The following is a 23,363-nucleotide window of genomic DNA, read 5'->3' as shown; positions in this document are numbered from 1 at the left end:
GCTTCGTGCGCGCAGTGCCTAGCTGGAACATGACGTTGCAACCGTCGGAGACAGATAGACCGGGCCGCCTGGCGTCGCATTGATGATGGTGCTACGCAGGTTGAACAAGATCGGCACCGCGCTGTACTGGAATTGGGTGCCCACCGGGATGCCGGCCGAATTTTTCTCGGTGAGCGCGTACGTTCCATTGGTCGTCGAGGTCAATGCGGCAAAGTCCGCTGCTGGAAGTTTGCTTTGCAGCGTTGCCACCAGATCCACCATGAACTGATCGAATACGCAGCCAGGCGCGCCGACATCGTTATGAGCGGTCGTCATGTCCTGGCACATCTCGGGTTGGGTGTCGGTATCGCCGGCAACCTTGACCGGGCCGGGATAGGTGTAAGGGCCGCCGAGCAGCGATTCGAACTGCAACGTCAGACAGGCTTCGAGTCTGGCGGGCGTGTCATGGGCAGCACTGCTGTGAGTGGTGTTGCCGGAGACCGCCGCGAAGTAAGGGGCCTCGACAGGATCGGCCAGAAGCCCGGTGGCCGCGGCGCTGACGATGCCAGACACGGCTGCCGGAGCCGCCGAATCTCCACCAAGCGCGGACCATATCGCCTGATTTTCCGGGTGTTGGACCACTCGCGTCGCCGTCACGTCATTACCGCCGCCACAGGCACTGAGCGAGGCGAGCGTTGCCACAGCAATCGCGATGCCAATAGAACGTTTCATGAACTGTCTCCTGACAAGGCCATCGCAACGCTGTTTCCCGACGCGGGGCGATAAAGACCTCAGCGGGATGGCAAACGTTTATACGTAATCCGAACTAAATTGGATGCGAGCATCGCGGGCGTTTATTGACCGTTTTTGGCCGGTGCCGTTTGCATCGTCGACGGATCGGCAGGCATGCCAGTTGTCTGATTTTTCGCTTCAAGCTGGGCTTGCTGCGTTTGGGGTAGCGGGCTCGTTGGACCGGATATCGGGTCGCCGTGCCAGGTCATGCCTGCCGTTGCTGCACTATGGGCGTTGCCTGCGGCGTGTCCGGCATGAGGAAGTAAGCCGCACGTCATGGCTACGAGGGCTGCAACCATCGTCATCAGCGTTTTCATCGACTGGCTCCTAGTGAGGCTCCACCTGAATGGCGGCGCAATACCGGAGTTACGTTAGAGACGGTTTGCCGGATGCATGTTTTTTAAGTGCCGGCGCGAATTGAGCCACTATCGATACGGATGACGGTGAATAAATGCGGTGATGTCGTCGAGTATCGGTGCGATTGGGATAACAGGCGCGAGTGCCCGCAAGGGCGCGGCGAGCATGCCTATCGTCATTTCGTGCGATAGCGTCGCATATTCGTGCACTTCCACTAGGTCACCCTGTTCGCGCAGTTTTTTGGCCATACGCGCGGTATTCACGGGATCGACCGAGGTGTCTCGTAAGCCAGCGGCGAGAAAGACAGGCGGCTCGCCGCCCTCGATGAAACGGATCGGCTGACTGGCGGCGCGCACTGTGAGCGGGAAAACGCGCATGAGCGTTGGGTCGGTCAGTGGCAGGAAATCATAGGGGCCAGCCAGCCCGATTGCCCCCGCTAAAGCGTGGGGTGAAACACCTGCTTGCGCGAGCCACGACCGGTCGGTGGCCAGAAGCAGGGCGATTTGCGCACCGGCGGAATGCCCCATCAAGAAAATTCGCGCGGGATCGGCGCCGTACATCGCGGCGTGATCGCTTGCCCAGCGGACAGCCTCGGCGGCGTCGTGCATAAAGCCGGGAAACACGACCTGCGGATAGACCCGGTAATCGGGAATCGCCACCACAAAACCCCGCGATGCAAGGGCTTCGCCGACGAAGCGGTAATCCTTGCGGTTGCCGCCTTGCCAGCTACCGCCATAGAAAAACACAACGATTGCGCGATGGGCGTTTTGAATTGACCCTGGTCGATCCGCACGGGGTTGGTAGACGTCGATGCGCTGACGCGCGTCTTGTCCGTACGGCATGCCGATAAACCTGTTGTAGTCGGCACGCGGCACCATGGCGTTGAGTAGCACGACCGGATGAAGGGCGGCCCACATGACCGACGATGCGGCGACGGCTGCACAGGCAGTCAGACTCGCGAGACAAATCTTCATACCTGCAACCCCTCGCGTGAAGCTGTTGGAAGTTGTTGAAGTGGACCGTAAGGACCATGGCATGCGCCCTATTGGCTCAGGCCCAGAAGGTTTTTCCGCAAGCGGACAGCGCGCGTGTCGGGGTCGAGCCAGATGCGAAAGAACGCCTGCGCAAAGGACGGATCGTCCACTTCAGTGGTGAGCAGGCCATTGGCGTAGAAGCGTGCGCCGCGACCAGGCAGGAAGACGCCACATAACTCGTCGCCTGGCGCGACATTCTTGAAGGCGCGTGCCATCTCCTTGCGCCACCCGACGAGTGTGGCCGCGGGCAAAGGTGACGGCGCGAGACGCTCGATCTCGCCCATTCCCGCGTCGACCAGCCTTTGCGCTGTTATCGTCCGACGATAGGTCAAAAGCAGCGCGAAGGGCTCGTCGAATGCCTGCGGCGGGTGCGCCGCCCAGAGTTGCGCGTCATAAAGACAAAAGCCGAAGATGCAGAACGGACCTTGCCCGATCAGATGCGCCTGCGGCACATCTTCGCGACAGCCCGCGCTCGCGGCGGCGGTAATGCAGGCAATCATTGCGGCGAAGGCCGCCCGGGCGAATAGGAGTCGCAGGGTGCCTGCGCGGTGGACGGCAACGGTACGAGCAGCAAATATCGCGCCGTCCATCGTGGTGATTCGTGCCGCTGCGAATGCTGAACGGGTTCCGGGGAACATGGCGGCTCATCTCCTCTTGGCCAGGCAGGGGTGTTCGCTATTTACGTGCGACACGCACAGATGGATGCAGACAAATTCAGCCAGATGCCGAGGCCGTTTGAGCGCGGCCATTCTGCTGGACAAACAGAGGTAGGCTTGATGTGTTCGTCAGTGCTGTACGCCATGCACGTGCGTTTGAAGAGGAGGCTTTGCCGATGCCACCATTGCCGTCGCAGAACCGGTCATCGACGGGACTTGCCATCTGGTATTTCGTGGTGTGCCAGGGCGCATGGTTCGTGACCGTGTTGGCTGGCGCGCGCGCCAATGCTTTACCGGGGCTGATCTGCGCCGCAGCAATCGCGGGTTGGCACCTGCTGCGTGCGACGCGCCCGTGGAGCGAGGCCAGGGTCGTTGTCGTAGTGACGTTGGCTGGATGGATGTGGGATAGCCTGCTGGCCAGCACGGGCTGGCTCGTGTATCCTGCCCGCCCGTCGATCCTCGTACATGCGCCTTTATGGATAGCCGCACTGTGGATGTTATTCGCCGTGCAACTGAACATCGTCTTTATCTGGCTGCGCGAGCGCCGCTGGCTCGCCGCCTTGCTAGGCGCCGCTGGCTCGCCGCCTTGCTAGGCGCTGCAGGCGGCCCGCTGTCGTTTCGTGCGGGGGCGGCGCTGGGCGCTGTGCACTTCGCACAACCCATGGCCGCGTTCTGTGCGCTGGCGCTGGGGTGGTCGGTCATATTGCCTGCCTCGCTTTGGCTGGCAGAGCGCTGGGACGGTATGTCGGGTCCGGCCAGCCCATTGGATCGCCAGCAGTAGAACGCGGCTTATCGAGTGAGCGGTTGCGGCCGGCAACCGCTCGATGCGCTTCGATTCCAGCTCGAGCTGACTCTCGATCACTGGCGCATTTCGCGTATAGCCCGGTCAAATTCCTTTCAAATTTCCAGAGTGTCTCCACCAGATGAACTTCTTTTGCATGAAAAACTTAGCGCATAAAATCGCCAGCGCACTAACTACAAAAGAAGAGAGACATATGTTGAAGCGCCACATCTTTGCAGCCACCGCTGCGCTTATTTCAAGTACGTCGACTTTCGCGCAGAGCGCGGGCGATTTCGTCGCAAACGTCGGGTGGTTTCATCTCGCACCCCAGGTTTCGAGTCAGCCGTTTTCCATCAGCGCACTGGGTACAACATCGACGGCAAGCGGGTCGAGTGCGGATGTAAGCGACGCGGATACCCTCGGCCTGACAGCGACGTACTTTTTCACCGATCACATTGCCGTCGAGGGTGTATTTGGCATTCCGCCGCGCATGAAGTTGACGGGCACCGGTACGCTGTCGGGGATCGGCCAATTGGGCAAGGCGTATGAATGGAGCCCGACGCTACTCGCGAAATATTATTTCTTTAATGCGAAGAGTCGTTTCCGGCCGTATGTAGGCGCGGGCGGCGCGTACGTCTGGTATAGCGGTGTGAAGCTGAGCGGAGCGATGTCCAGTGGCACTTTCCTCTACTCATCCACCTACCAGTCGGCGCTCGAAGGCCCAACGACCGCGAAGCTTAGTAGCTCATTTGCTCCAGTGATTAATGCGGGTCTCGTCTACAACATCAACGAACACTGGTCTTTGAATGCTTCGGTCTCGTACATGTGGCTCTCGACGCGCGCCACACTGACAACGCACTCGAGTGTTGGCACAGTGACCAGCCGTTCGAAGATCCATGTCGACCCGTTGATCACCTACCTCTCCGTGGGCTACCACTTCTAAGCCTGATTTAGCGGCGTTTTCAATGCGCGTCGTGATGCCTTTTAATCTAAAACGTAAACGGACAATGCAACACTCGCGCTGCCTGGGCAGCGTGTGTGTTGCATTGACTGATCTACACGAATCACGCAGCGAGAGATCGTACGGCTATTTCACGCGCTGAATGATCTTTGCGATCCAGGATCAAGTCACAGACTCGATCTGGCGATTACGGCTCGATCGCGATGATCTGCGTCACATGCGGTTCGCCCTTGCCCGGAAGCGGTTGATAGATGTGCACGCGCACCACGCGCAGCCCGGCTTCCGGCACGACGGTTTTGGCTTGCGAGAGGAAAGAATAGTTCGTCCCTGCCACCACCTGAGTCGCGAAAGCAAACGGCGTATAGCTCACGCCCACCAGATGCCCGATCGCTTCCTGAAACACTTCTCGTGCGGAAGACGTGATTTCGAAGTTAAAAGCAGACCAGCCGCCAACCAATGACGTCGACATTATTTTTCACCTTTGCGTGTGGCTGCATTGAAATTTCCCCGTCTCTGTCGCAGCCGAATCAGGCGGGGACACCTTCATTATTTTTCGAATATCTAAAGAAGCATTTCAGGAGAATTCATAACATCAGGATAGCTATAGAACATCGATGTTGAATTATCCTGACGACACGTCTTGATCCAGACGCGTAGCTAAAGTACTTCCATGGAGGGGACTTTGCATCCTATTCGTATGGATAGGGGCGTGCGCGTGCAAGAACTGCCAAACGTTTTCGTCGAGTTTTTGATTCGAATTGCATCGGCTTTTTCATTCGCCTCAATCTCATTCAATTCGTCACGCGATAAGCAGCGCGGCGCGCAGAGCTAGAGTGCGTTGAAACCGCATCATTTTTTGTAGAGCTGAATATTTAGTAATGATCCGGTCTGCTGAAGCGTCGCGTCCCACGGCCGTTCATGTGGATGACGCAGAAGCTGTGTAGAGCTGGGCCATTGATCCACAAGCGCGCCTGCCCTACGGTATAGCGACCAGGCGCATGCTGGTTTTCCCTCGCGCCGATAAGATTTGCGGCATGGCATGCATTGCCACGCCATGCCGCAGCAACGATTACGTCGTTTCGCGCGCCGCGCTGCTCAATTCGACGATTTCTTCGTTGAGGAACACCGGATAGCGATCCGGCCAGGGCTGCGCTGCATGACCGCTAACGTTGATTTTCACGACTTCGAGCCACTCCTGCACGAGCACGCAGTCGGCGAAACCCGTAGCGGTAGTGGCGGGCCGCGGCTCAATGCCATCGTGTTCGCGAGCGGCTTCCAGTTCCCAGCATGCATTCATCAAGCGATACACGAGCCGCTGCGTGGCGGCGGCCGTGCGGCCCAAGGTGCGTGCGAGTTGCGGTTGCCGTTGCAGGGCGGGGCCATCGGCTTCGAACACCTGTTGCAGCGTGATGGTCTGATGTTGCAGATCGCGCCGCGCTTCGATGGCATCGGGCGTGGCGGCATCGCCGTGCGAGAGGCAGCGCAACACGCGCTGCGCGGCGGCCAGCGTGCGCGTCATTTCGCTGCGAAGCTGATGATGCGCCGAGCGGCGCACCGTGAAGAGGAACACGGCCAGCGCGACCGCACAGCCGATCGCCGTATCGAGCGCACGCGCGCTGAATAGATGCGTGATGGCGGGAAAACCGTGTCCGCCTGCAGCGATCGTCAGCGCATTCGAGGTGATGAAGATGGCCGCGATGGCGTATTGCAGCACCACCCAGATCTCGATGGCGAATTGCAGCAGACCCACCGCTGCGGCGATCCACAAACCCTGCGGATGCAACGCGAGCACCGCCCACGCCAGCCCCAGTCCGGCGAGCGTGCCAAGCACGCGATAACACGCGCGCCGAAACGTGCCCGGCCAGCCATACGCCTGATTGAGCACGACGACCACGGCCGCCATGCCCCAATAGGCGCGATCGAGCCCGAGCGCCACGCCGATGCCGCCCGCGATCAGCGTGGCGACGCCCACGCGCCCCGCGAGCAGCAGCGGGTTGGACCACGGCACGATATGGTCCTTCAACTCGGCCCACGCGCTGCGATGATGGCGCGGATCGCTCAACGCGCCGGCGGGCGCGAAGGGTTGCGCCGCGTGACGCGCTTCGCCGCCCAGGTAACGCGCTTCGCTCGCGAGCCGGACGAATTCATCGCGATGGGCTTGCTGCTGATCGTGCACGGCGGAATCGGTGAGCAGTTGCGAGAAGATCGTGTGCAGGCGGCGCGCCTGGCGTCGCAAAGCATCGAGCACCGGGTCGCGGCCCGCCTGCGTGCTGTGCGGAGACTGCCAGGTCACGAGCGTGGTCCACGCATCGTCGAGCGCGCGTGCAGCTCGGTGGCGTGCCGCGATGCGTTGCGGCGCGCCGCTCGCTTCGGCGAAGGCGGCGACCGCATCGGCGGCGGTGGCTGTGGCCGCGCGTTCGGGGCCGCGGCGATTGATCAGCGCGCCCGCCATATGCGCGAGCCACGAAACGATCCCGCCGCACAGCACGTAAAGGCCGCTGCGCACGGGATCGGCGCCGCTCGCGGCCATGCCGGTGCCGCTCGCGCAGGCCAGCGCGAACATATACGCGCCGGGCGGACCGATGCGCAGCGAATTGGAGACGAAGGTCGCCAGCGCGGCGATCAGCGCGACGACGAACACCGCCAACGCCTTGTGAGGCGCCACGCAGATGCCCAGCGACACCACCGCGGCCAGCGCCACCGCAATGACGGCGAGATGCAGCGCGCGATTGCGATAGGGACGATCGCTGCCGTACAGCGCGGTAAAGGAGCCGATGGTGGCGAGCAGGCCCGCCTGGATGTCGCCGGCGAACCAGCCGATCATCACGGGGATGCCGCAGCACAGACCGGCGCGCACGGCGAAGGGGAAGCGTCGCTTCGCGGCAGGCGAGGCGAGCAGGGAGGCAAGCGCGCAGAGCGCGCGAAAAACGGCAAACGGCTGGCGAAGCAGGGCGGCGATGCCAGACGGCGAGGGAGTATTCATAGGATCGACCTTGTTCAGTCGTGCGCCGGACACGATGATAGCGGCTCGATACAGCAGCCGCTGTTCGATGCGTCGTTCGATCGGATCGTCGCATCCGGTCGCGCCGCCGCTTGGGTACAAAGGCGGCGGCGATGGTCAGGATACGACAGGGAGAAGCCTGGTGCGGCGGCTTAGCGCGCGTTGAAACCCGGCAGGAAGCGGTTCACATCGACGTCGAGGAACTTCGAGCGCTCGAATTCGTGCTTGAGCTTGAATGGCACGGTGCAGTCGAAGATCGTTTTGCACGAGTTGCCCACTTCGAGAATGCTCGGGCTGTACGCGGGCGTCTGCGACGGATCGAGCGGATGGCAGCGCACGCCCGGAATGAAGATCGTGCTCACGTCCCCCTGATAACGCGTCTGCATGGCCCAGAGCACATCGTCGGTATCGAAGATGTCGACGTCTTCATCGACGAGCATCACGTGCTTGAGTTCCGGGAACGCCGCGAACGCGAGCAGTGCCGCCTGGCGGTGACGCCCTTCGTCGACCGGCGCGCTCTTCTTGAATTGCATGACCGCCAGCAGCTTGCCGCCGCCCGAGGTGTGCGCGAACACATTGAGCAGCTTGCCCGGCATGGCGCGTTCGACCATCTGCAGAATGCTGGCTTCGGTGGGAATGCCCGCCATGTTGACGTGCTCTTCGCCGGGGCCCATGGTGGTCTGCAGGATCGGGTTCAGGCGGTGCGTGACGGCCTTCACCTTGATGACCGGCAGTGCGTCCTTCGCTTCGCCGGTATAGCCGGGGAATTCGGGCATGGCCTTGCGCGTGTCGGTGTTCTGGTCTTCGCGAATGCGCACGTTCGGCAGCAATTCGCCTTCAATCACGATCTCAGCGTGGGCGATGGCGCGCGCATCGATCGTCAGACACTTCGAGAGTTCGACCGGGCGGCCGCGCAAGGCGCCGGCGATCTTCAGTTCGTCGAAACCCAAAGGCGTGGTCGGCGGCTCGAAACAGGCGGCCACGTAGATCGCCGGATCGACGCCGATGCTGATCGAGATCGGCAGCGGCTTGCCTGCGGCTTCGGCCTTCATGCGGAAGGCGTCGATATGGCGGCCCGGCGTGAGCCACATCGTCAACTCGTCCTTGCTTTGCACGCACAGACGGTGGATCGTTACGTCGTGTTCGCCGGTTTCCGGGTCGGCCGCATAGCACAGACCCATCGTCAGATACGGGCCCGCATCTTCGGGCGTATTGGTGGGCGCGGGCAGCAGCGTGCGCAGATCGAAGCTGGGATCGTCGGCGCGATGCACGACTTCCTGGCACTGGGCGCGCGCGGCATCGACGACCACCGGGTCGATCGGGCGTTGCACCGAATCCTTCAGCAGAAAGCCGAGTTTTTCGGGCGCGGCGCCCAGCAGCCGTGCGACGCGCTGGCGCGAGCCGAGCATGCCAATCGCCACCCGGAACGCCGGGAAGCCCTTCACGGTGTTGAACACCATCGCCGGGCCGCCTTTCTTCGTGGGGCGCGCGGTGGTGCCGCCCGCTCCTACGTAACGATAGACGCCCGACAGTTCCGCTTCGGGATCGACAGGTTCGCTGGTTTCCACATATTCGCCTTCGTGCTGCTTGAGCAGGGCGATGGCGGAACGCAGATCGGTTACGTCGGCGGCGGTGAGAATCGGTTCGCTCATGGTCGGAATCTCCAGGTTGGCAAGGGGAATCGGACGCCGCGTCAAGCTGCTTGACTGTTGGTCTGCTGGCGATGAGGCGGCGTCGCTGCGTGAGAAAAAGTATGCAATTTGCGTGGCAAAAGATCGATATACATGGACCGGCGATATTGATAAGCTTGAGCTTATGGATTCCTTGCTCACTTCCGCTTCCCTGCGCCGCCTCCAGGTGTTCCTGGCCGTGTGCGAAACCCTGCATATGGCGCGTGCCGCCGATCAACTCGGCGTGGCGCAGCCCGCGCTCAGCCAGCAGATCAAAGGGCTCGAAGAGGCGCTGGGCGTGCGCCTCTTCAATCGCCGCAAACGCGGCATCGACCTCACCACGGCGGGCGAGGCATTTCGGGCCGAGGCGCAAAAACTCCTCGCGCTGCATGGCCAGGCGATCGATTCGGTGCGGCGTACCGCGCGCGGCGAGATGGGGCGGCTTTCGGTCGGCTATGTGCCTTCGGCGATGTTCGAGCGCAGTTTTCCGCTGCAATTGCGCGCCATGCGCGAGCAGCATCCCCACGTCGAACTGACGTTGCGCGACGACAGCTTGGGTGAGCTATGCAAGGCGCTGGTGGCGGGCGAGATCGACGTGGCGCTGGTGCGCGCGCCGGTGCCCGGAGGGTTGCCGCTCAAGCATCGCGTCCATTCGACCCAGGAGCTGGTAGTGATCCTGCCGACCGGGCATGCGCTCGCCTCGCTCGAAAAGATTCCGGTGGCGCGGCTGGTGGCGGAGCCCATGATCGGTTTTCCCGATCCTGAACACGTGGGCATCATGAATGTCGTCGCGAATCTGGCCGCGAACGCGGGCGTGACGCTGGAGCAAAAGTGGCGTGTTGCCGATGTGGGCAGCATTCTGGGTCTGGTGGCCGCGGGGCTGGGCTATGGCATCGTGCCGCAGAATTTTGCGCAGCTTGCCGGGCCGGAAATCGTCGTGCGTCCGCTGGCGGGGCGGCCCGCGCGTGCGGAGCTCTGGCTCGTCTGGCACGAGGAAAAGGAAACGCCCGCGCTCAAGCGTTTTCTGGCGATTAGCGTGCTCAAATGATGCCGCAACGCGTTTGAGGCCACCGATGTCGTTTCGGAATTCGTTGTAGTATTCAGATACCAAACGGAATCTGAATGCAGCAAGAAGTCTCTGGAGCGAAACAATGTCAGAAGAACTCAAGGGCCGGCGCGTGGTGATCGTCGGCGGTACATCGGGCTTTGGCTTCGAAGTCGCCCGCATGGCGCGCGACGCGGGCGCGCAGGTCGTGATTACGGGCCGCTGTGCGCAGCGGCGTGAAGCCGCGCTTGCCGAACTCGCTACGACCGACCATTCCGTGAGCGCACTCGCACTCGATATCGCAGACGAAGCGTCGCTGGAGCCGTTTTTCGCGCAGATCGGTCCGATCGATCATCTTGTTTCGATGGCGGGCGGCGCGATGGGCGGCGGCTTTCTCGAAGCGCCGCTCGACACCATTCGCAATGCGGTGGAAGAGAAGTTTTTCGCCAATCTGCAGCTCGCGCGGCATGCCGCGCCGCTCGTGCGAGCAGGCGGAAGTCTCGTTTTCACGGCGGGTTCGGGCGGGCGCGCGCATAGCGCGTCGGGCGCCATTGTCGGCAACGATGCGATTCGTACGCTGGTGGCCGGGCTTGCCGTCGAACTCGCGCCGCGTGCGCGGGTGAACGCCGTCGCGCCCACGTGGACGCGCACGCCCCTCTGGCGGGGTTTGCCAGCAGGCGATGTCGATGCGATCGAGCAGCGGTTCAATGCGCTGATTCCGCTTGGCCGCACGGCTAAAGTGGAAGAAGTGGCCTCGGCTTATGTATTTCTTATGAGCAACGGTTTCGTCACGGGGCAGACGATTGCCGTCGACGGTGGCGTGACGCTCGTTTCCTGAATCCATGCCAGGCTGGTATCAGCGCTTTGTGCGCCCGCGTGTCGAGGCGGGCGCGCTACTTGCGCCGAAGACACCTTGCAGTGCGACGCGCAGCAGATCGCCGGAAGTCGGCTTCGTGACGAAACTCATGGCGGGCGCATGAGTCAACTCGAATACGAGCGCGCCCACGGTCTCGGGCGCGAGCGCATCGGCCCGCGCCGGCGCGAGCGCGAGCAGGCGTTCGCCAAGCGCACGCCATTGGAGTCGCAACACTCTTTCCTGGGCTTTGCGAAAAGCGCTTGTGGGTTTGGCGTGGCGCGCGTATTCGACAATCAGCGCGGGCCAGTTGCCGGTGCGCGATTGCTTGTCCGACCAGCGTGCGAGCGCGTCGATTGCTTCGTCGATCGATTCTGCGTTCTGGGTGGCCGCAAGGATCGACGCGAGACTGTCCTTGCCGTACGCATCGAGCACTTCCAGGAACAGGCTTTCCTTGCCGTCGAAATTCGAATAGACGGCGCCTTTGCTGAAACCGGCTTCGTCGGCGATGCGTTCGAGCGACGTGGCCGCGTAGCCGTCGCGTGTGAAAAGCGTCTGCGCAACGCCGATAAGCTTCGTGCGCGTCTGCGCCTGGCTTTCTTCGCGGGTCATGCGGGGCATGTTGGCTTCCTTCGCGTGGGTACACCGGTTTCGGTATGTGGATACCAGCAGGTATCCGAAGACAGTCCAAGTGGCGCTGACTGCAAGCAGAACGTGCAGCCAGCGCAAATTTTACCAAAGATGTTTCGAGGATCTTTTCATGACAATCAATCCCGCACCGCTTATCAAACTGGCCAATGGCGTGGCGATGCCGCAGCTCGGCCTCGGCACTTGGCCGCTCGACGCCGCCGCGGCGGCGCAGGCCGTTGCCAGTGCGTTGGAGATTGGCTACCGGCTGGTCGATACGGCGGAGAATTACGGTAACGAGGCTGGTGTGGGCGAGGGCATCCGCCGTTCGGGTATCGCGCGTGAAGACGTGTTCGTCACCAGCAAGTTCAACCGGCAATGGCATGGCGTGGACGGTGTAGGCGAAGCGTGCGAAGCCAGCCTCAAACGTCTCGGGCTCGATTACCTCGATCTGCTGCTGGTGCACTGGCCGAACCCTGATCAGGACCGCTATGTGGAGGCTTTCGAAGGGCTCGTGCGAGTGATGGAGGCGGGCAAGGTGCGTGCGATCGGCACGTCGAATTTCAAGCCCGCGCATCTGCAACGCCTGTTCGACGCGGGCTTCGTGCCGCACGTCAACCAGATCCAGCTCGATCCCTGGCACACGCGCGACGATATCGTCGCGATTCACGCCGAGCGCGGCATTGTCACCGAAACCTGGAGCCCGATAGGTCGCGGCGGCGAGTTGCTGGTGGAAGACGCGATTGTTTCGGTTGCGCAGCGCTACGGCCGCACGCCCGCGCAGATCGTGCTGCGCTGGCAGACGCAACGCGGCTTCGTGGCGGTGCCGAAGTCGGCGGACCCGCAACGTCAGGCGCAGAACCTCGACATTTTCGATTTCCGTCTAACCGATGAGGAAATGGCCGCCATCAACGCGCTCAAGCGTACCGACGCCGAAATTCTCGACGCCGATATCTTTGGCCATTAATTTGAGATTGCAAATCCATAAAATTCAATGGGTTATCGAGAAAACTTTGCACATGCACAGTTTTCTCTCGAACATGCCATAGCGGAGCGATGCCGCCCGCATCATTCCGCTTGCCAGCTAATGCCGCCTTAAACGATAATGATTGTTATTTACAACCTATCCTCCGGCTAGCGCGGCATCCGCCGGACGGGCTGGTCAGGACGCTTTCATACTGATTCAGTGGTCGAACGCTACTACCGCGAACTGTTGCACTTCCTTGGCCGGCTGGTGAAAGACCGCGATACGGCGTCGGATATCGCCCAGGAAAGCTACGTTCGCGTCCTCTCGCTACGCGATTCCGGCGCGACCATTCTCGATCCGCGCGGCTTGCTTTACCGTACCGCGCGCAATCTCGTCATCGATACGCACCGGCGTGCTACAGTCCGCGCTCAATCGGTCGTCGAAGAACTCGACGATATCGACGAGCCCGCCGCGCACGTGTCGAGCCAGCCCGAGCACGTGTGGGAATCGTCGCAGCGCACGCGTGCGCTCGTGGCCGCGATCGACGCGCTGCCGCCGCGTTGCCGCGAGGCCTTCGTGCTGCACAAGTTCGACGGCCTGAGCCATAACGACGTGGCCGCTCGCATGGGCATCTCGCGCAATATGGTCGAAAAGCACGTCATTCGCGGCCTGCTCGCCTGCAAGCAGGGGCTAACGGCGTTCGACGGCGCGACTGATCAGCAGACTCAAACGCGGACCGAAGCGCAAGCAGAAGCGCACACCGGCAGCGCCGAATAAACCACAATGCAAGTTTCCCCGATGTCAGGTTTTTGCCCTGTCGCGCGTCTTCATGGGTATACGCGCTGACGATATGACGATGGAACGACCTCAACCCGAATCCGAAGTCTCCACGACGACCGATCCCGCCGTGGAAGAGCAGGCCGCCGCGTGGCTCGTGCGTCGCCAGAGCGGCCTGAATGCGCGAGACGAAGCAGCGTTGCAGACATGGCTCGCGCACAGCGCGGCGCACCGGCGCGCATTCGAACAACTCGCGGATATCTGGCAAGCGCTCGATGAGATGCCGCAGCGCGAGGTTGCGCGCCTGCGCGCCGAAGTCCAGCACGATGCGAAGCCTAAGCGCGCGCGAACCGCTGCTCTGGCCTCGCCCGCGCGTCGTGCATTCATGCCGCGCTTCGCGGTGGCTGGGACGGCATTCGCCGCTGCGGGCGCAGGTTTGATCGGCTGGAATTACTGGCAGAAGATGCCCACGTTCAGCGCGGTCTACGAGACGCGCCGTGGCGAACTCCAGACTGTAGGGCTACCCGACGGCAGCACGATGGAACTGGACACCGATACGCACGCCGAAGTGCGGCTATACCGCCATCGACGTGAAGTGCGCCTGGTACGCGGGCAGGCGATGTTCACTGTGCAATCCAATCCCGATTGCCGTTTCGATGTGCTGGCGCGCGCCGTGACCGTGACGGTGGTGGGCACGCGCTTCTCCGTGCGTTGCACGGAAACCGGTCTGGTACACGGCAACGTGCGCGTCGAAGTCGAAGAAGGACGCGTGCGCGTGGCGTCCGCGCCGCGCATGGTTGAACTGACGGCGGGGCAAAGCGTGGCCACCGACGAAACCGGCGTGCTCGAGCAGATCGCCCCTATTTCGCCGGGAGAAGTCGCCGGTTGGCGCGAGGGCCGCGTGAGTTTCGACAACACGACGCTGTTGCGCGCGCTGCAGGAATTCGCGCGCTACGGCCCGACGAATATCGTCGTCGACGATCCAGCGGTGGCGGCGATGCGTCTCACCGGCAGCTTCGATGTCCATCAGTTGAACCGCTTCGCACACGCATTGCCGCGTGTTTTGCCGGTGCGTTTGCGTGCGCGCGGCGATCTGATCGAAATCGTGCACGCGGCTTAATGCGCCCGAATACGCTTTCCAAATTTTTTTAACGAACGATGTCAGGGTTAGCGGCGGTGCTGCGTCTTCATCGGTAATGGTTCTTGATTCGTTACTTGTTGGAGATGTCGTCAATGCTGCATCCTCGCCTTTCGCTGGCCACCATGACGGCCGCCGTCATTTGTGCCGTCATGACGTTCGAAGCGCCCAGCGCCCTGGCGCAAACTTCGTCGGCCGTCGTGCCCGGCGCGTCCAGAAGTTATTCGATTGCGGCTCAACCGCTGGGTAGCGCGCTCAATGAATTTGCGCGCCAGGCCAATCTGCAATTGCTCGTGAAGCCTTCGCTGGTTGCGGCCAAAACGGCTCCGGCTGTGGCCGGGCGCATGACAGCGGCACAGGCGCTCGATCGTCTGCTGCAAGGCAGCGGTCTTGCCGCCGATTTCGCAGGCGGCACGGTGACGATTGCGCCCGCACCGGCCGCGCCCGCCACGCAGGCGGATGCGACCTTGCCGACAGTGAGCGTGACGGCCAGCAGCGGCGACGTGCAGCCGCCCACGGAAAAGACGCAGTCCTACACAATTCAGTCGACCACGGCGGGCAGCAAGATTGCGCTTTCGCCCAAGGAAACGCCGCAATCGGTTTCCGTGCTGACGCGTCAGGAAATGGACGATTTCCAGCTCAATAGTGTGAACGACGCGTTGAAACACGTCACGGGCGTGACGGTCGATCAGTACGAATCGTTCGCGACCGACTACACATCGCGCGGTTTCAATATCACGAATTTCCAGTTCGACGGTGTGGGCACGCCGCTGATTTACACCTCGCAATACGGCGATATCGACATGGCCTTATACGACCGCGTCGAAGTGCTGCGCGGGGCGGACGGACTGAATGCGGAAACAGGCAATCCATCGGCGACGGTCAATTTTATTCGCAAGCGTCCGACCTATGATTTTCAGGCTTCGGGCAACGTGTCGTTTGGTTCATGGAACACCAAACGCGTCGATGTCGATATTTCGGGGCCGCTGAATAAAGCGGGAACGGTGGCGGGGCGGCTTGTGGCCGTGCATCAGGATGGCGATTCATATACCGACCGCCTCAAGCCGAGCAAGGATATCGTCTACGGCATCGTCGAAGCCAATCTAACACCCAGCACGCTGGCGACGGTGGGCTTCAGCTACGAACACAATCGCCAGGAGGGAGCGGGCTGGGGCGGTTTGCCCTTTTTCGATTCGACGGGCAAGCAGTTGAGCTACAACATCGGCGCCAGCATGGCGCCCGTTTGGGCCTTCTTCAATACCGAAGAACAGCGCGCTTTTGCGGAAGTTTCGCAACAGCTTGGCGAGCGCTGGAACTGGAAAACGACGGTCAATTACAACGATATTTATAGTTACGCGAATATTTTTTATCCGTATGGGACGCTCGAACCGGATGGCTCCGGCGTGAATTCCTATACGTCCTGGTATCAATCGTCGAATCGGCAACTGGTGCTGGATACGAGCGTGACCGGGAAGCTCGATCTGTTCGGGCGCACGCACGATATTGTTTTCGGTGCGAACTTCTCGCGATCGGAATTCACGAATCCATCGGCGGAAGGCGATGGCGACGGCGTGCCCGTTAGCTACGCCGATCTGCTTGCGGGCACTTACGCCAAGCCGTCATTCGGCGAAGCGACTTCGCATGTGCACTATCTGGACGTGCGGCGCTCGCTCTACGCATCGTCGCGCTGGACCTTGACGGACCGTGCGCATCTGCTGCTGGGTATCAACTACACGCAGGCTTCGAGTAGCGGCGATTCGAACGGCACCGGATACAACCAGCAATCGGTCGGCACCGCGCCTTATATCGGCCTGACCTATGATCTGACGCGCAACATCACGGCCTATGCGAGCTACACGAAGATCTTCAATCCGCAATATGAGTTGAATCTCGGCAATCAACTGCTGGGACCGGCGCGCGGCAATAATCTGGAAGCGGGTATCAAAGGCGCGTTTCTCGACAACCGCCTGAATGTGGCGCTCAGCGTGTTTCGTGTGCGCCAGACCAATATCGCCACTTACGGCGGCGTGAATCTTTCTACCGATCAGTATTACTACAATCCAGAAAGCGCCACCTCGCAAGGCATCGAAGCCGACATTGCCGGGCAGATCACACATGACTGGAACGTTAGTGCTGGCGCGACGATTCTGCGCGTGACTGGCGACAACGGGCAATCGGCGCAATTATTCGTGCCGCGCAAATCGGTGCATCTGACCACGACGTATCGCGTTCCCTATTTCGATCACAAGCTGACGATCGGCAGCAGCATTCGCTGGCAAAGCGCGACGAGCTATGTGGAAGAGGGCGTGGGCACGGCCACCCAGGGCGCGTATGCGGATGTCGATTTCATGGCGCGCTTCGACGTGAATAAACACTTCACCATTACCGGCACGTTGAATAATGCGCTCAACAAGAAACACTGGGCGACGATGGAATACGACACTGGAATTTACGCAGCGCGGCTCAATGGCAGCGTGAATCTGACGTGGCGTTATTGAGACGCCAGGCGCTTTCGATGGACAGTGTCGCGGCGGTGCCGCTTTCGGCAAACAACCAGCGGCGAAAGACCGGAACTGTGGGCGCTTCGAGGCGCACCGGCGGGCGCACGAGAAAATAGCCACGTTCGGTGACAACGGGCTCGTCGATCAGGCACACGAGCTGGCCGTCCGCTATCAGCACATCGATCAGCGGCGTCCAGCCGAGCGCCACGCCCTGGCCCATCAGCGCCATATTGATGACCAGCGCGTAACTGTTGAACGTCATGCCCTGTTCGTCGACAGGCGCGGATAATTCGTGCGCCGCGAACCATTCGGCCCACGATAACCATCGGGCCGGTTCGGTCGGCTGGACATGCAGCAGCGGCAGCGCAGCAAGATCGGCGGCTGTGTTTCTCGCGTGGGAGCCGCATAAGATGAATACGCGTTTTCAGCTTACCTATCTCGCAGGCGGCGATGCGTATTTCGAGCCCAATTATGGCGCTGCAACGGTCAATACAGTAACGCGCGCGGGCTTTGACAATCAGTGCGCGAATCTCGCGAAACTCTTTCGTCAGATGACATTCAATGTCGATCTGGAAAACCAGATCATGACGAATGTGCTTAGTAACGGGCAGGACGTGAACACGGCTTCGCGCGATGCACTCAAGGCACACAACGATCTGCTCGCGCACTGGCTCGCAGGTGTGACGACGGCGAGCGGCAGCGACGCCCTGCACGCCGTCAACGCGGCACTCCGACCGCGTTAGCTGCGCGCGGCATTGGCCGAGATACCGCCTTCGGCATAAACCGTGAAACGCGTTGCAACGGGATCGCGATCGGCGCTTGTCGACATAAGGAAAACATAACGCCGGGCCCGCACGCACATCACATCGACCAGTTGCACCGCGCGACGCGGCGAAATCTGGAAACTGGCGGCGGCTACGCTCAGGTCAGCGAGCGTGTCTGGCGCGTGACCGAAGCGGCTGGCGAATAGGGAAGCGCTCCGGCTTTGCTTCGTGTCGAGCGGCGTGGATTGCCAGAACGGGTCGAAGGCCGGCTTCGCGAGAACGATGCCCATCTTGCGCACGGCGTCGCTAAAATCGTCCGCGCAAAGCTGAACTTCGGTCGTGGTGTTTTGAGGCGGTGCATTAGGCGTTTGCAGGCAATGCAATAACCAGCCATCGGGTACGGCAAGCGCTTTTTCCCACGCAGAAAAAGACGACGCGTTCGCGAAGCGCGGCATCTTGCCCGCTTCCCAGTTCTGTACGGTTTGCCACGGTGTCGCGAGCGAAGCGGCAATCTGCGCGAAAGACAAGCCAAGGCAACGCCGGCGCGCGGCGGCATGCTCGCCAATCTGGATGCGCTGTAAAGGCGTGAGTACGAAACTATCGGGTGCGCGCTCGGCGGCGTAACGCGGGCTTTTACGCGTTTCCTTTTCGATTACCGTTTCGACGTTTTCCAGAAGATATCCGCATGAGGATTTTAAAACGTCCGCCCAGGCATTGAGTTTGTATTGCCACATTCTGTCTGATATGCCGCCATTCTCCCAACGCCTGAGTGTTTGAGGCGTGACGCCCAGCAAACGCGCCGTTTCGGTGGGCGTTTGATTCAACGCCAGGCGCTTCTCGCGCGCGCGTCTGCCAATGATGGATTTGGCGCTCGAAGGGATAAGAACAACGGAATATCCATCAATGCCACTTTCTTCCTGCATTCCTTTTCCTGAAACTTGCATCGAATGAGTTTGGGTCATTGTGGCACGCGCTATATGGGGTAACGCTATTCAATACATCGCTGTTTTCGTTACGAATTGTTTATTAATAAATTGAAATGAATCGTAAAAATAGCGATGCCAGAACGAGGGTAGAGGCGAAAAATCTATCCAACGACCTGGTTGGAAACAAGAAATGAAAATGAAAGAAAAGAGTCGCCGCTAGAGCCTTTGTTGTGACCATTACACAACACTCACACGTGCGTCTTACATCGATTTTTACGGCTGTTTACAAAAATCGGTAGCTAACGAATAGCTTGACATCCCGCTACGCAAGGCGCTGAGCCACGCTTCATCTTTGCGTAGCCATCGCAGCCCGCCCCAATCCTTACTGCACGTTACGTTTTTCTCTAAAAATATATTGAATGGTAAAGGGAATCATTCGCATTTACGGATATCATCGCGGCCTTTGATGCACATTGGGTCACAAGACCCGCCACCACGCTGCGGATACCAACAGATGAACCGAACCACACACTCACCCGCGCAGGCGTTTCGCCTGGCACCGCTTGCCGCTGCGGCCTTTGCTCTGGCGAGCCTGTCCGTGCAGGCCTTTGCCGCCGATGCCGGAAGTGCCGGGAGCGACGCCAGCACCGCGTCCGGCGCGCAGTCGTCGGTGCTGCCCACCGTGAGCGTGAAGGCGGCCCGTGACACGTCGCCCAGCGATCTCGCGCCGGCATACGCAGGCGGGCAGGTGGCGAGCGGTGCGTCGATCGGCGTGCTTGGCAAGCAGAAGATGCTCGACGTGCCGTTCTCGGTCACGAGCTACACGTCGAAACTGATTCAGGACCAGCAGGCGCAGACCATCGCCGATGTCGTGGCCAACGATCCGGCCGTGCGTACTGCGCTGGGCTACGGCAACTTCTCCCAGACCTTCATCATTCGCGGTTTCCAGGTCTATTCGGACGACATCGGCCTGGATGGCTTCTACGGGCTGACGCCGCGCCAGATGGTCGATACCGGCGCGATCGAACGCGTCGATATCTTCAAGGGTGCCAGCGCGTTCGTGAACGGCGCGTCGCCGGGCGGTTCGGGCGTGGGCGGCACGATCAACGTGCAGACCAAGGTCGCCGACGACAAGCCGCTCACGCGCGTGACGGTGGAAGGCAGTGCCTCGGGCGAACTCGGCACGCATGTCGATGTGGGCCGCCGTTTTGGCGCGAACGACCAGTTCGGTATTCGCGTGAACCAGACCGTGGTGGGCGGCAGCACGGCGGTGCAGAATCAGGATAGCCACTCGCAGCAGACGGCGATTTCGCTCGACTATCGTGGCGACAAACTGCGTCTGTACGCAGATTTTCTTTATCAGAAGAACAACATTACTGGCGGCCGTGCAGGCGTATTCGTGACGGGCGACGAGATGCCCACGACGCCTTCGGCGAGCTACAACTACGCGCAGCCGTGGACGTATTCCAAGCAGGAAGACACGGTGGGCATGCTGCGCGGCGAATACGATATCGCGCCGAACTGGACGGCGTATGCAGGCGTTGGCTCGCGCCATACGACCGAACTCGGCGAATACTCGACGATCACCTATGACGCTGGTTCGGCGCAGGCCTATCGCATGGGCGACGCGCTCAAAGAAAATGCGGTTTCGGCGCAGGTCGGCGTGCGCGGCAAGTTCAATCTCGGCCCGGTCTCGAACCAGGTCAATGCGGGATGGCAGATCAATCGCATCGCCGAATACGCCGCTTATGACATGAGCGGCTACTTCGCGACGAGCCTGTACAACACGTCGGCGGTGGCATTTCCTTCGGCCAGCTACAGCGGCGGGAACTTCGCCGATCCTGGTCTGACGACCTCGATCCTGATGCGCAGTTTCGTGGTGTCGGACACGCTCGGCTTCTTCCACGATCGCCTTTTGTTCACGCTGGGCGCGCGCCATCAGAATATCGTCGAGAACTCCTACGCTTACGGCACGGAAGTCGAAGACAACAGCGCGGCGTATAACCAGTCGGCGACCACGCCGATTCTCGGCATCGTCTACAAGCTTCAGCCGAATCTGTCGATCTACGCGAACCGCGCGGAAAGCCTCGTGGAAGGCGGCACCGCGCCGAGCGGCTCGGCGAACGTCGGTCAGGCGATCGCACCGTTCAAGGCGAAGCAGTACGAAGCGGGCATCAAGTACGACGCGAATCACTATGGCGCAGCGCTCGCGGTCTATCAGATCAAGCAGCAGGTGGCCTACACCAACAGCGTGACGAACATATATGGCGCGGATGGTATTCAACGTCACCGTGGCGTGGAGTTCTCGATGTACGGCGAGCCGGTCAAGGGCCTGCGCCTGATTGGCGGCGCGTCGTATATCAACGCGCAATTGCTCGATACGAGTGGCGGCACGGAAGACGGTAATCGTCCGATTGGCGTGCCGACCTGGACGGTCAACGCGAACCTCGAATACGACGTCCCGCAACTGAACGGTCTCACACTGATGGGTCGCGCGATCTGGACCAGCTCGCAATATCTCGATACGGCGAACACGCAGAAAGTCCCTTCGTGGACGCGCTTTGACGTGGGTGCGCGTTACAAGACGCAGATTCTCCGGCACGACACCAGCTTCAACGTGATGGTGACGAACGTGGCGAATCGCTCGTACTGGTCGTCGGCGCTCGGCGGTTATCTAACGCAGGCTGAACCGCGCACGGCATGGTTCTCGGTGACGACGGACTTCTGAGTCTGAATGGCGCGAGCGCCCGAGCTTGAGTTTGAGCGCGAGCTTTAGCGTAAAGAGGCCCTGCAAATGCAGGGCCTTTTTGCATCGTGCGCCCAGCATGGGCGCACTCCTGCGGGCGCAAGTCCCGCCATAAGCTGGTCATAGCGAATGAAGTGAAGCGCAACTGCATGAGGGCGACCGAGTGTGGAGAGGAAGCGTGGAGCGTAAATCGCGAGCCGATGAACAAGAACCGCATATGAGGCGCTATGGAGCAGGGCGAGCGGGCGATGAACCGCGAAGCTCTTGTGACCAAGTCGAAGTAGCGTAGATGCGGCGGTTGTGCGATGAAGGAGTGCGTTCTTACCTGGGGAGATCTCGCCTCATGCCTGAAAGGGCGACGGCGTCGAGCCGGAGCGAGAAGTCAGCAGAGGCCGTAGTAGTCACAGGACAGGTCGATGAGACCGAAGCTGGTGACGAAGGGCCAAACGGGAAGGAGTGTCCAGCGTCATGTCGATGCGGCAGGTAATGCGTCAGATGCCCGTGCAAGCGGGGCGAGCGGGAGGCACACGCGGTGAAGCTGCGTCTATGCCCGTGAGCGACGAAGCTTGTTGCCCGCGCCATGAATCCGGGGACACAGGGTCATCGCTGCTGATGGCGGCGCTGACGAGAGAGAACCTGAAGCACTCTCATAACCTCAACTCCCCGAACCGCCCGGTGCGGACCCGCATGCCGGGTGGTGTGGCAGGGGCGCAGCCAGTTGGCTGCCCCCTATGCCGATTGCAGCAGAAAACCGTTCCCATGCGGCGTCTGCATTAGCAGCGTCTTTATCACGCTATTGGATAAACGTATCGGATTTGCTTCGTTGTCAGCCACTGCGCTCGCACGTAGATTGAGTGCTTTGGAACTCTCAAGGCAATCAGCGTGACTACCTCCGTTTCTCTGGCTGAACCCCGTGCTCAGGACGCGCAGCAGCACTTCGACATTCGCGCGCTGGACGCGCCGCTCGGTGCGGAAGTCATCGGCCTCGATCTCGCGCAGCCGCTGGGCGCAGCTGATTTCGCGCGCCTGCATCGCGCTCACCTCGATCATCACGTGCTGGTCTTTCGCGACCAGCGCATCACGCCCGAGCAGCAGATCGCCTTCTCGCGGCGCTTTGGCCCGCTGCAGATTCACGTGCTGCATCAGTTCGCGCTGCCCGGACATCCCGAAGTGCTGATCGTCTCGAATATCGTCGAGAACGGCAAACCCGTGGGACTGGGCGATGCGGGGCACTTCTGGCACTCGGACCTCTCGTACAAGGAAAAGCCGAGCCTCGGTTCGATGCTGCACGCGCAGGAACTCCCGGCGGAAGGCGGAGATACGCTGTTCGCCAACATGCATCTCGCGTGGGACGCGTTGCCCGATCTTCTACGCCGCGCCGTCGAAGGCCGCAGCGCCGAGCACACCTATCTCGCACGCTATGCCGAGTTGCAGGCGCGCAGCCCGTGGCGACCGAATCTTTCTGCCGGGCAGATTGCGCAGGTCAAGCCGGTCGTGCATCCGGTGGTACGTACGCATCCTGAAACGGGGCGCAAGGCGCTGTTCGTCAGCGAGCATTTCACGACGCGTATCGTCGGTTTGCCCGAGGACGAAAGCCGCGCGCTGCTGGAGGAACTGTTTGCGCATAGCGTGCGCGAGGACTTTCTTTATCGGCACGTCTGGCGCGAACACGACATGGTGTTCTGGGACAACCGCTCGTTGATGCATCTGGCGGCGGGCACGCCTGACCATCTGCGCCGCAAACTCTATCGCACGACGATCGAAGGCGATGCGCCGTTCTGAGCGCAC

20 protein-coding genes and 3 pseudogenes are annotated in these 23,363 nt (G+C 61.0%); 12 read left to right on the top strand and 11 right to left on the bottom strand.

Features of this window, described 5'->3' with window-relative positions; all coding sequences use genetic code 11:
• Window positions 1-18 precede the first annotated feature (18 nt).
• From U5A67_RS10960 to U5A67_RS10945, 4 genes are all read right to left on the bottom strand, one after another.
• Window positions 19-711 (bottom strand): hypothetical protein, encoded by a 693-nt coding sequence (locus U5A67_RS10960; protein WP_321814002.1) that lies wholly within the window; start codon window positions 709-711, stop codon window positions 19-21.
• 122 nt (window positions 712-833) lie between these two features.
• A complete protein-coding gene (locus U5A67_RS10955; protein WP_321814001.1) occupies window positions 834-1,088 on the bottom strand; it encodes a hypothetical protein in 255 nt (84 codons plus the stop codon).
• A gap of 108 nt (window positions 1,089-1,196) precedes the next feature.
• Window positions 1,197-2,102: an alpha/beta hydrolase gene (locus tag U5A67_RS10950; protein WP_321814000.1), complete on the bottom strand. Its 906-nt coding sequence runs from the start codon at window positions 2,100-2,102 to the stop codon at window positions 1,197-1,199.
• Window positions 2,103-2,170: 68 nt separating this feature from the next.
• A complete protein-coding gene (locus U5A67_RS10945) occupies window positions 2,171-2,662 on the bottom strand; it encodes a chalcone isomerase family protein (RefSeq protein WP_321814212.1) in 492 nt (163 codons plus the stop codon).
• A gap of 332 nt (window positions 2,663-2,994) precedes the next feature.
• Here U5A67_RS10945 and U5A67_RS10940 point away from each other — a divergent pair, with 332 nt between their 5' ends.
• The 3 genes from U5A67_RS10940 to U5A67_RS10935 all read left to right on the top strand — a co-directional run bounded on the left by U5A67_RS10940 (window position 2,995) and on the right by U5A67_RS10935 (window position 4,542).
• Window positions 2,995-3,411 (top strand): DUF2878 domain-containing protein, encoded by a 417-nt coding sequence (locus U5A67_RS10940; protein ID WP_321813999.1) that lies wholly within the window; start codon window positions 2,995-2,997, stop codon window positions 3,409-3,411.
• Window positions 3,294-3,599: a DUF2878 family protein gene (locus U5A67_RS40705; RefSeq protein ID WP_415767808.1), complete on the top strand. Its 306-nt coding sequence runs from the start codon at window positions 3,294-3,296 to the stop codon at window positions 3,597-3,599. Before U5A67_RS10940 ends, U5A67_RS40705 begins: the two co-directional genes overlap by 118 nt.
• 214 nt (window positions 3,600-3,813) lie before the next feature.
• Window positions 3,814-4,542, top strand: coding sequence for an OmpW/AlkL family protein (locus U5A67_RS10935; RefSeq protein ID WP_321813998.1), 729 nt, complete (start codon window positions 3,814-3,816; stop codon window positions 4,540-4,542).
• A 205-nt stretch (window positions 4,543-4,747) separates the two neighbouring features.
• Here the strand turns inward: U5A67_RS10935 and U5A67_RS10930 are convergent, their stop codons facing one another.
• The 3 genes from U5A67_RS10930 to U5A67_RS10920 all read right to left on the bottom strand — a co-directional run bounded on the left by U5A67_RS10930 (window position 4,748) and on the right by U5A67_RS10920 (window position 9,213).
• The gene (locus tag U5A67_RS10930; RefSeq protein WP_205982026.1) at window positions 4,748-5,029 is read right to left on the bottom strand and encodes a hypothetical protein; all 282 of its coding nucleotides are present in this window, start codon (window positions 5,027-5,029) and stop codon (window positions 4,748-4,750) included.
• 600 nt (window positions 5,030-5,629) lie between these two features.
• Window positions 5,630-7,543: an FUSC family protein gene (locus tag U5A67_RS10925; RefSeq protein ID WP_321813997.1), complete on the bottom strand. Its 1,914-nt coding sequence runs from the start codon at window positions 7,541-7,543 to the stop codon at window positions 5,630-5,632.
• Between the two features lie 170 nt (window positions 7,544-7,713).
• Complete coding sequence (locus U5A67_RS10920; RefSeq protein WP_321813996.1) at window positions 7,714-9,213, bottom strand: UbiD family decarboxylase; 1,500 nt, start codon at window positions 9,211-9,213, stop codon at window positions 7,714-7,716.
• A 163-nt stretch (window positions 9,214-9,376) separates the two neighbouring features.
• On the opposite strand from U5A67_RS10920, the gene U5A67_RS10915 reads away from it, so the two are divergent.
• Both U5A67_RS10915 and U5A67_RS10910 read left to right on the top strand, forming a co-directional pair.
• On the top strand, window positions 9,377-10,279 hold the full coding sequence (locus U5A67_RS10915) for a LysR family transcriptional regulator (protein WP_321813995.1): 903 nt from the start codon (window positions 9,377-9,379) through the stop codon (window positions 10,277-10,279).
• Between the two features lie 103 nt (window positions 10,280-10,382).
• Window positions 10,383-11,114: an SDR family oxidoreductase gene (locus tag U5A67_RS10910; RefSeq protein WP_321813994.1), complete on the top strand. Its 732-nt coding sequence runs from the start codon at window positions 10,383-10,385 to the stop codon at window positions 11,112-11,114.
• An 18-nt stretch (window positions 11,115-11,132) separates the two neighbouring features.
• Here U5A67_RS10910 and U5A67_RS10905 read toward each other — a convergent pair whose 3' ends face one another.
• A complete protein-coding gene (locus U5A67_RS10905; RefSeq protein WP_321813993.1) occupies window positions 11,133-11,750 on the bottom strand; it encodes a TetR/AcrR family transcriptional regulator in 618 nt (205 codons plus the stop codon).
• A 139-nt stretch (window positions 11,751-11,889) separates the two neighbouring features.
• Between U5A67_RS10905 and U5A67_RS10900 the strand changes: the two genes are divergently transcribed.
• From U5A67_RS10900 to U5A67_RS10885, 4 genes are all read left to right on the top strand, one after another.
• A complete protein-coding gene (locus U5A67_RS10900; protein ID WP_321813992.1) occupies window positions 11,890-12,723 on the top strand; it encodes an aldo/keto reductase in 834 nt (277 codons plus the stop codon).
• Window positions 12,724-12,942: 219 nt separating this feature from the next.
• Window positions 12,943-13,500: a sigma-70 family RNA polymerase sigma factor gene (locus U5A67_RS10895; RefSeq protein ID WP_321813991.1), complete on the top strand. Its 558-nt coding sequence runs from the start codon at window positions 12,943-12,945 to the stop codon at window positions 13,498-13,500.
• 79 nt (window positions 13,501-13,579) lie between these two features.
• Window positions 13,580-14,620, top strand: a complete 1,041-nt coding sequence (locus U5A67_RS10890; RefSeq protein WP_321813990.1) for a FecR family protein — start codon at window positions 13,580-13,582, stop codon at window positions 14,618-14,620.
• A gap of 113 nt (window positions 14,621-14,733) precedes the next feature.
• Window positions 14,734-17,136 (top strand): TonB-dependent siderophore receptor, encoded by a 2,403-nt coding sequence (locus U5A67_RS10885; protein WP_321813989.1) that lies wholly within the window; start codon window positions 14,734-14,736, stop codon window positions 17,134-17,136.
• Here U5A67_RS10885 and U5A67_RS10880 read toward each other — a convergent pair.
• A pseudogene (locus U5A67_RS10880) lies at window positions 17,102-17,518 on the bottom strand (LysR substrate-binding domain-containing protein); the annotation flags it as partial. The gene U5A67_RS10885 and the pseudogene U5A67_RS10880 sit on opposite strands and share 35 nt — an antisense overlap.
• A gap of 4 nt (window positions 17,519-17,522) precedes the next feature.
• On the opposite strand from U5A67_RS10880, the pseudogene U5A67_RS10875 reads away from it, so the two are divergent.
• A pseudogene (locus tag U5A67_RS10875) lies at window positions 17,523-17,882 on the top strand (glycine betaine ABC transporter substrate-binding protein); the annotation flags it as partial.
• Here U5A67_RS10875 and U5A67_RS10870 read toward each other — a convergent pair.
• Together U5A67_RS10870 and U5A67_RS40700 are read right to left on the bottom strand one after the other, a co-directional pair.
• The gene (locus tag U5A67_RS10870; RefSeq protein WP_321813988.1) at window positions 17,879-18,637 is read right to left on the bottom strand and encodes a hypothetical protein; all 759 of its coding nucleotides are present in this window, start codon (window positions 18,635-18,637) and stop codon (window positions 17,879-17,881) included. The pseudogene U5A67_RS10875 and the gene U5A67_RS10870 sit on opposite strands and share 4 nt — an antisense overlap.
• Window positions 18,638-18,664: 27 nt before the next feature.
• Window positions 18,665-18,826 (bottom strand): annotated as a pseudogene (locus U5A67_RS40700) (hypothetical protein); the annotation flags it as partial.
• A 517-nt stretch (window positions 18,827-19,343) separates the two neighbouring features.
• Between U5A67_RS40700 and U5A67_RS10865 the strand changes: the two are divergent.
• Together U5A67_RS10865 and U5A67_RS10855 are read left to right on the top strand one after the other, a co-directional pair.
• Window positions 19,344-21,557 carry a TonB-dependent siderophore receptor gene (locus U5A67_RS10865; RefSeq protein WP_321813987.1) on the top strand — a complete coding sequence of 738 codons (2,214 nt, stop codon included), beginning with the start codon at window positions 19,344-19,346 and terminating at the stop codon, window positions 21,555-21,557.
• A 900-nt stretch (window positions 21,558-22,457) separates the two neighbouring features.
• On the top strand, window positions 22,458-23,357 hold the full coding sequence (locus U5A67_RS10855; protein WP_321813986.1) for a TauD/TfdA family dioxygenase: 900 nt from the start codon (window positions 22,458-22,460) through the stop codon (window positions 23,355-23,357).
• Window positions 23,358-23,363: the final 6 nt, after the last annotated feature.

The organism is Paraburkholderia sp. J69-1 (assembly GCF_905220255.1).
Classification (GTDB): domain Bacteria; phylum Pseudomonadota; class Gammaproteobacteria; order Burkholderiales; family Burkholderiaceae; genus Paraburkholderia.
Note: the sequence above shows the minus strand (reverse complement) of the source record. Positions and strands in the feature narration are given on the sequence as shown.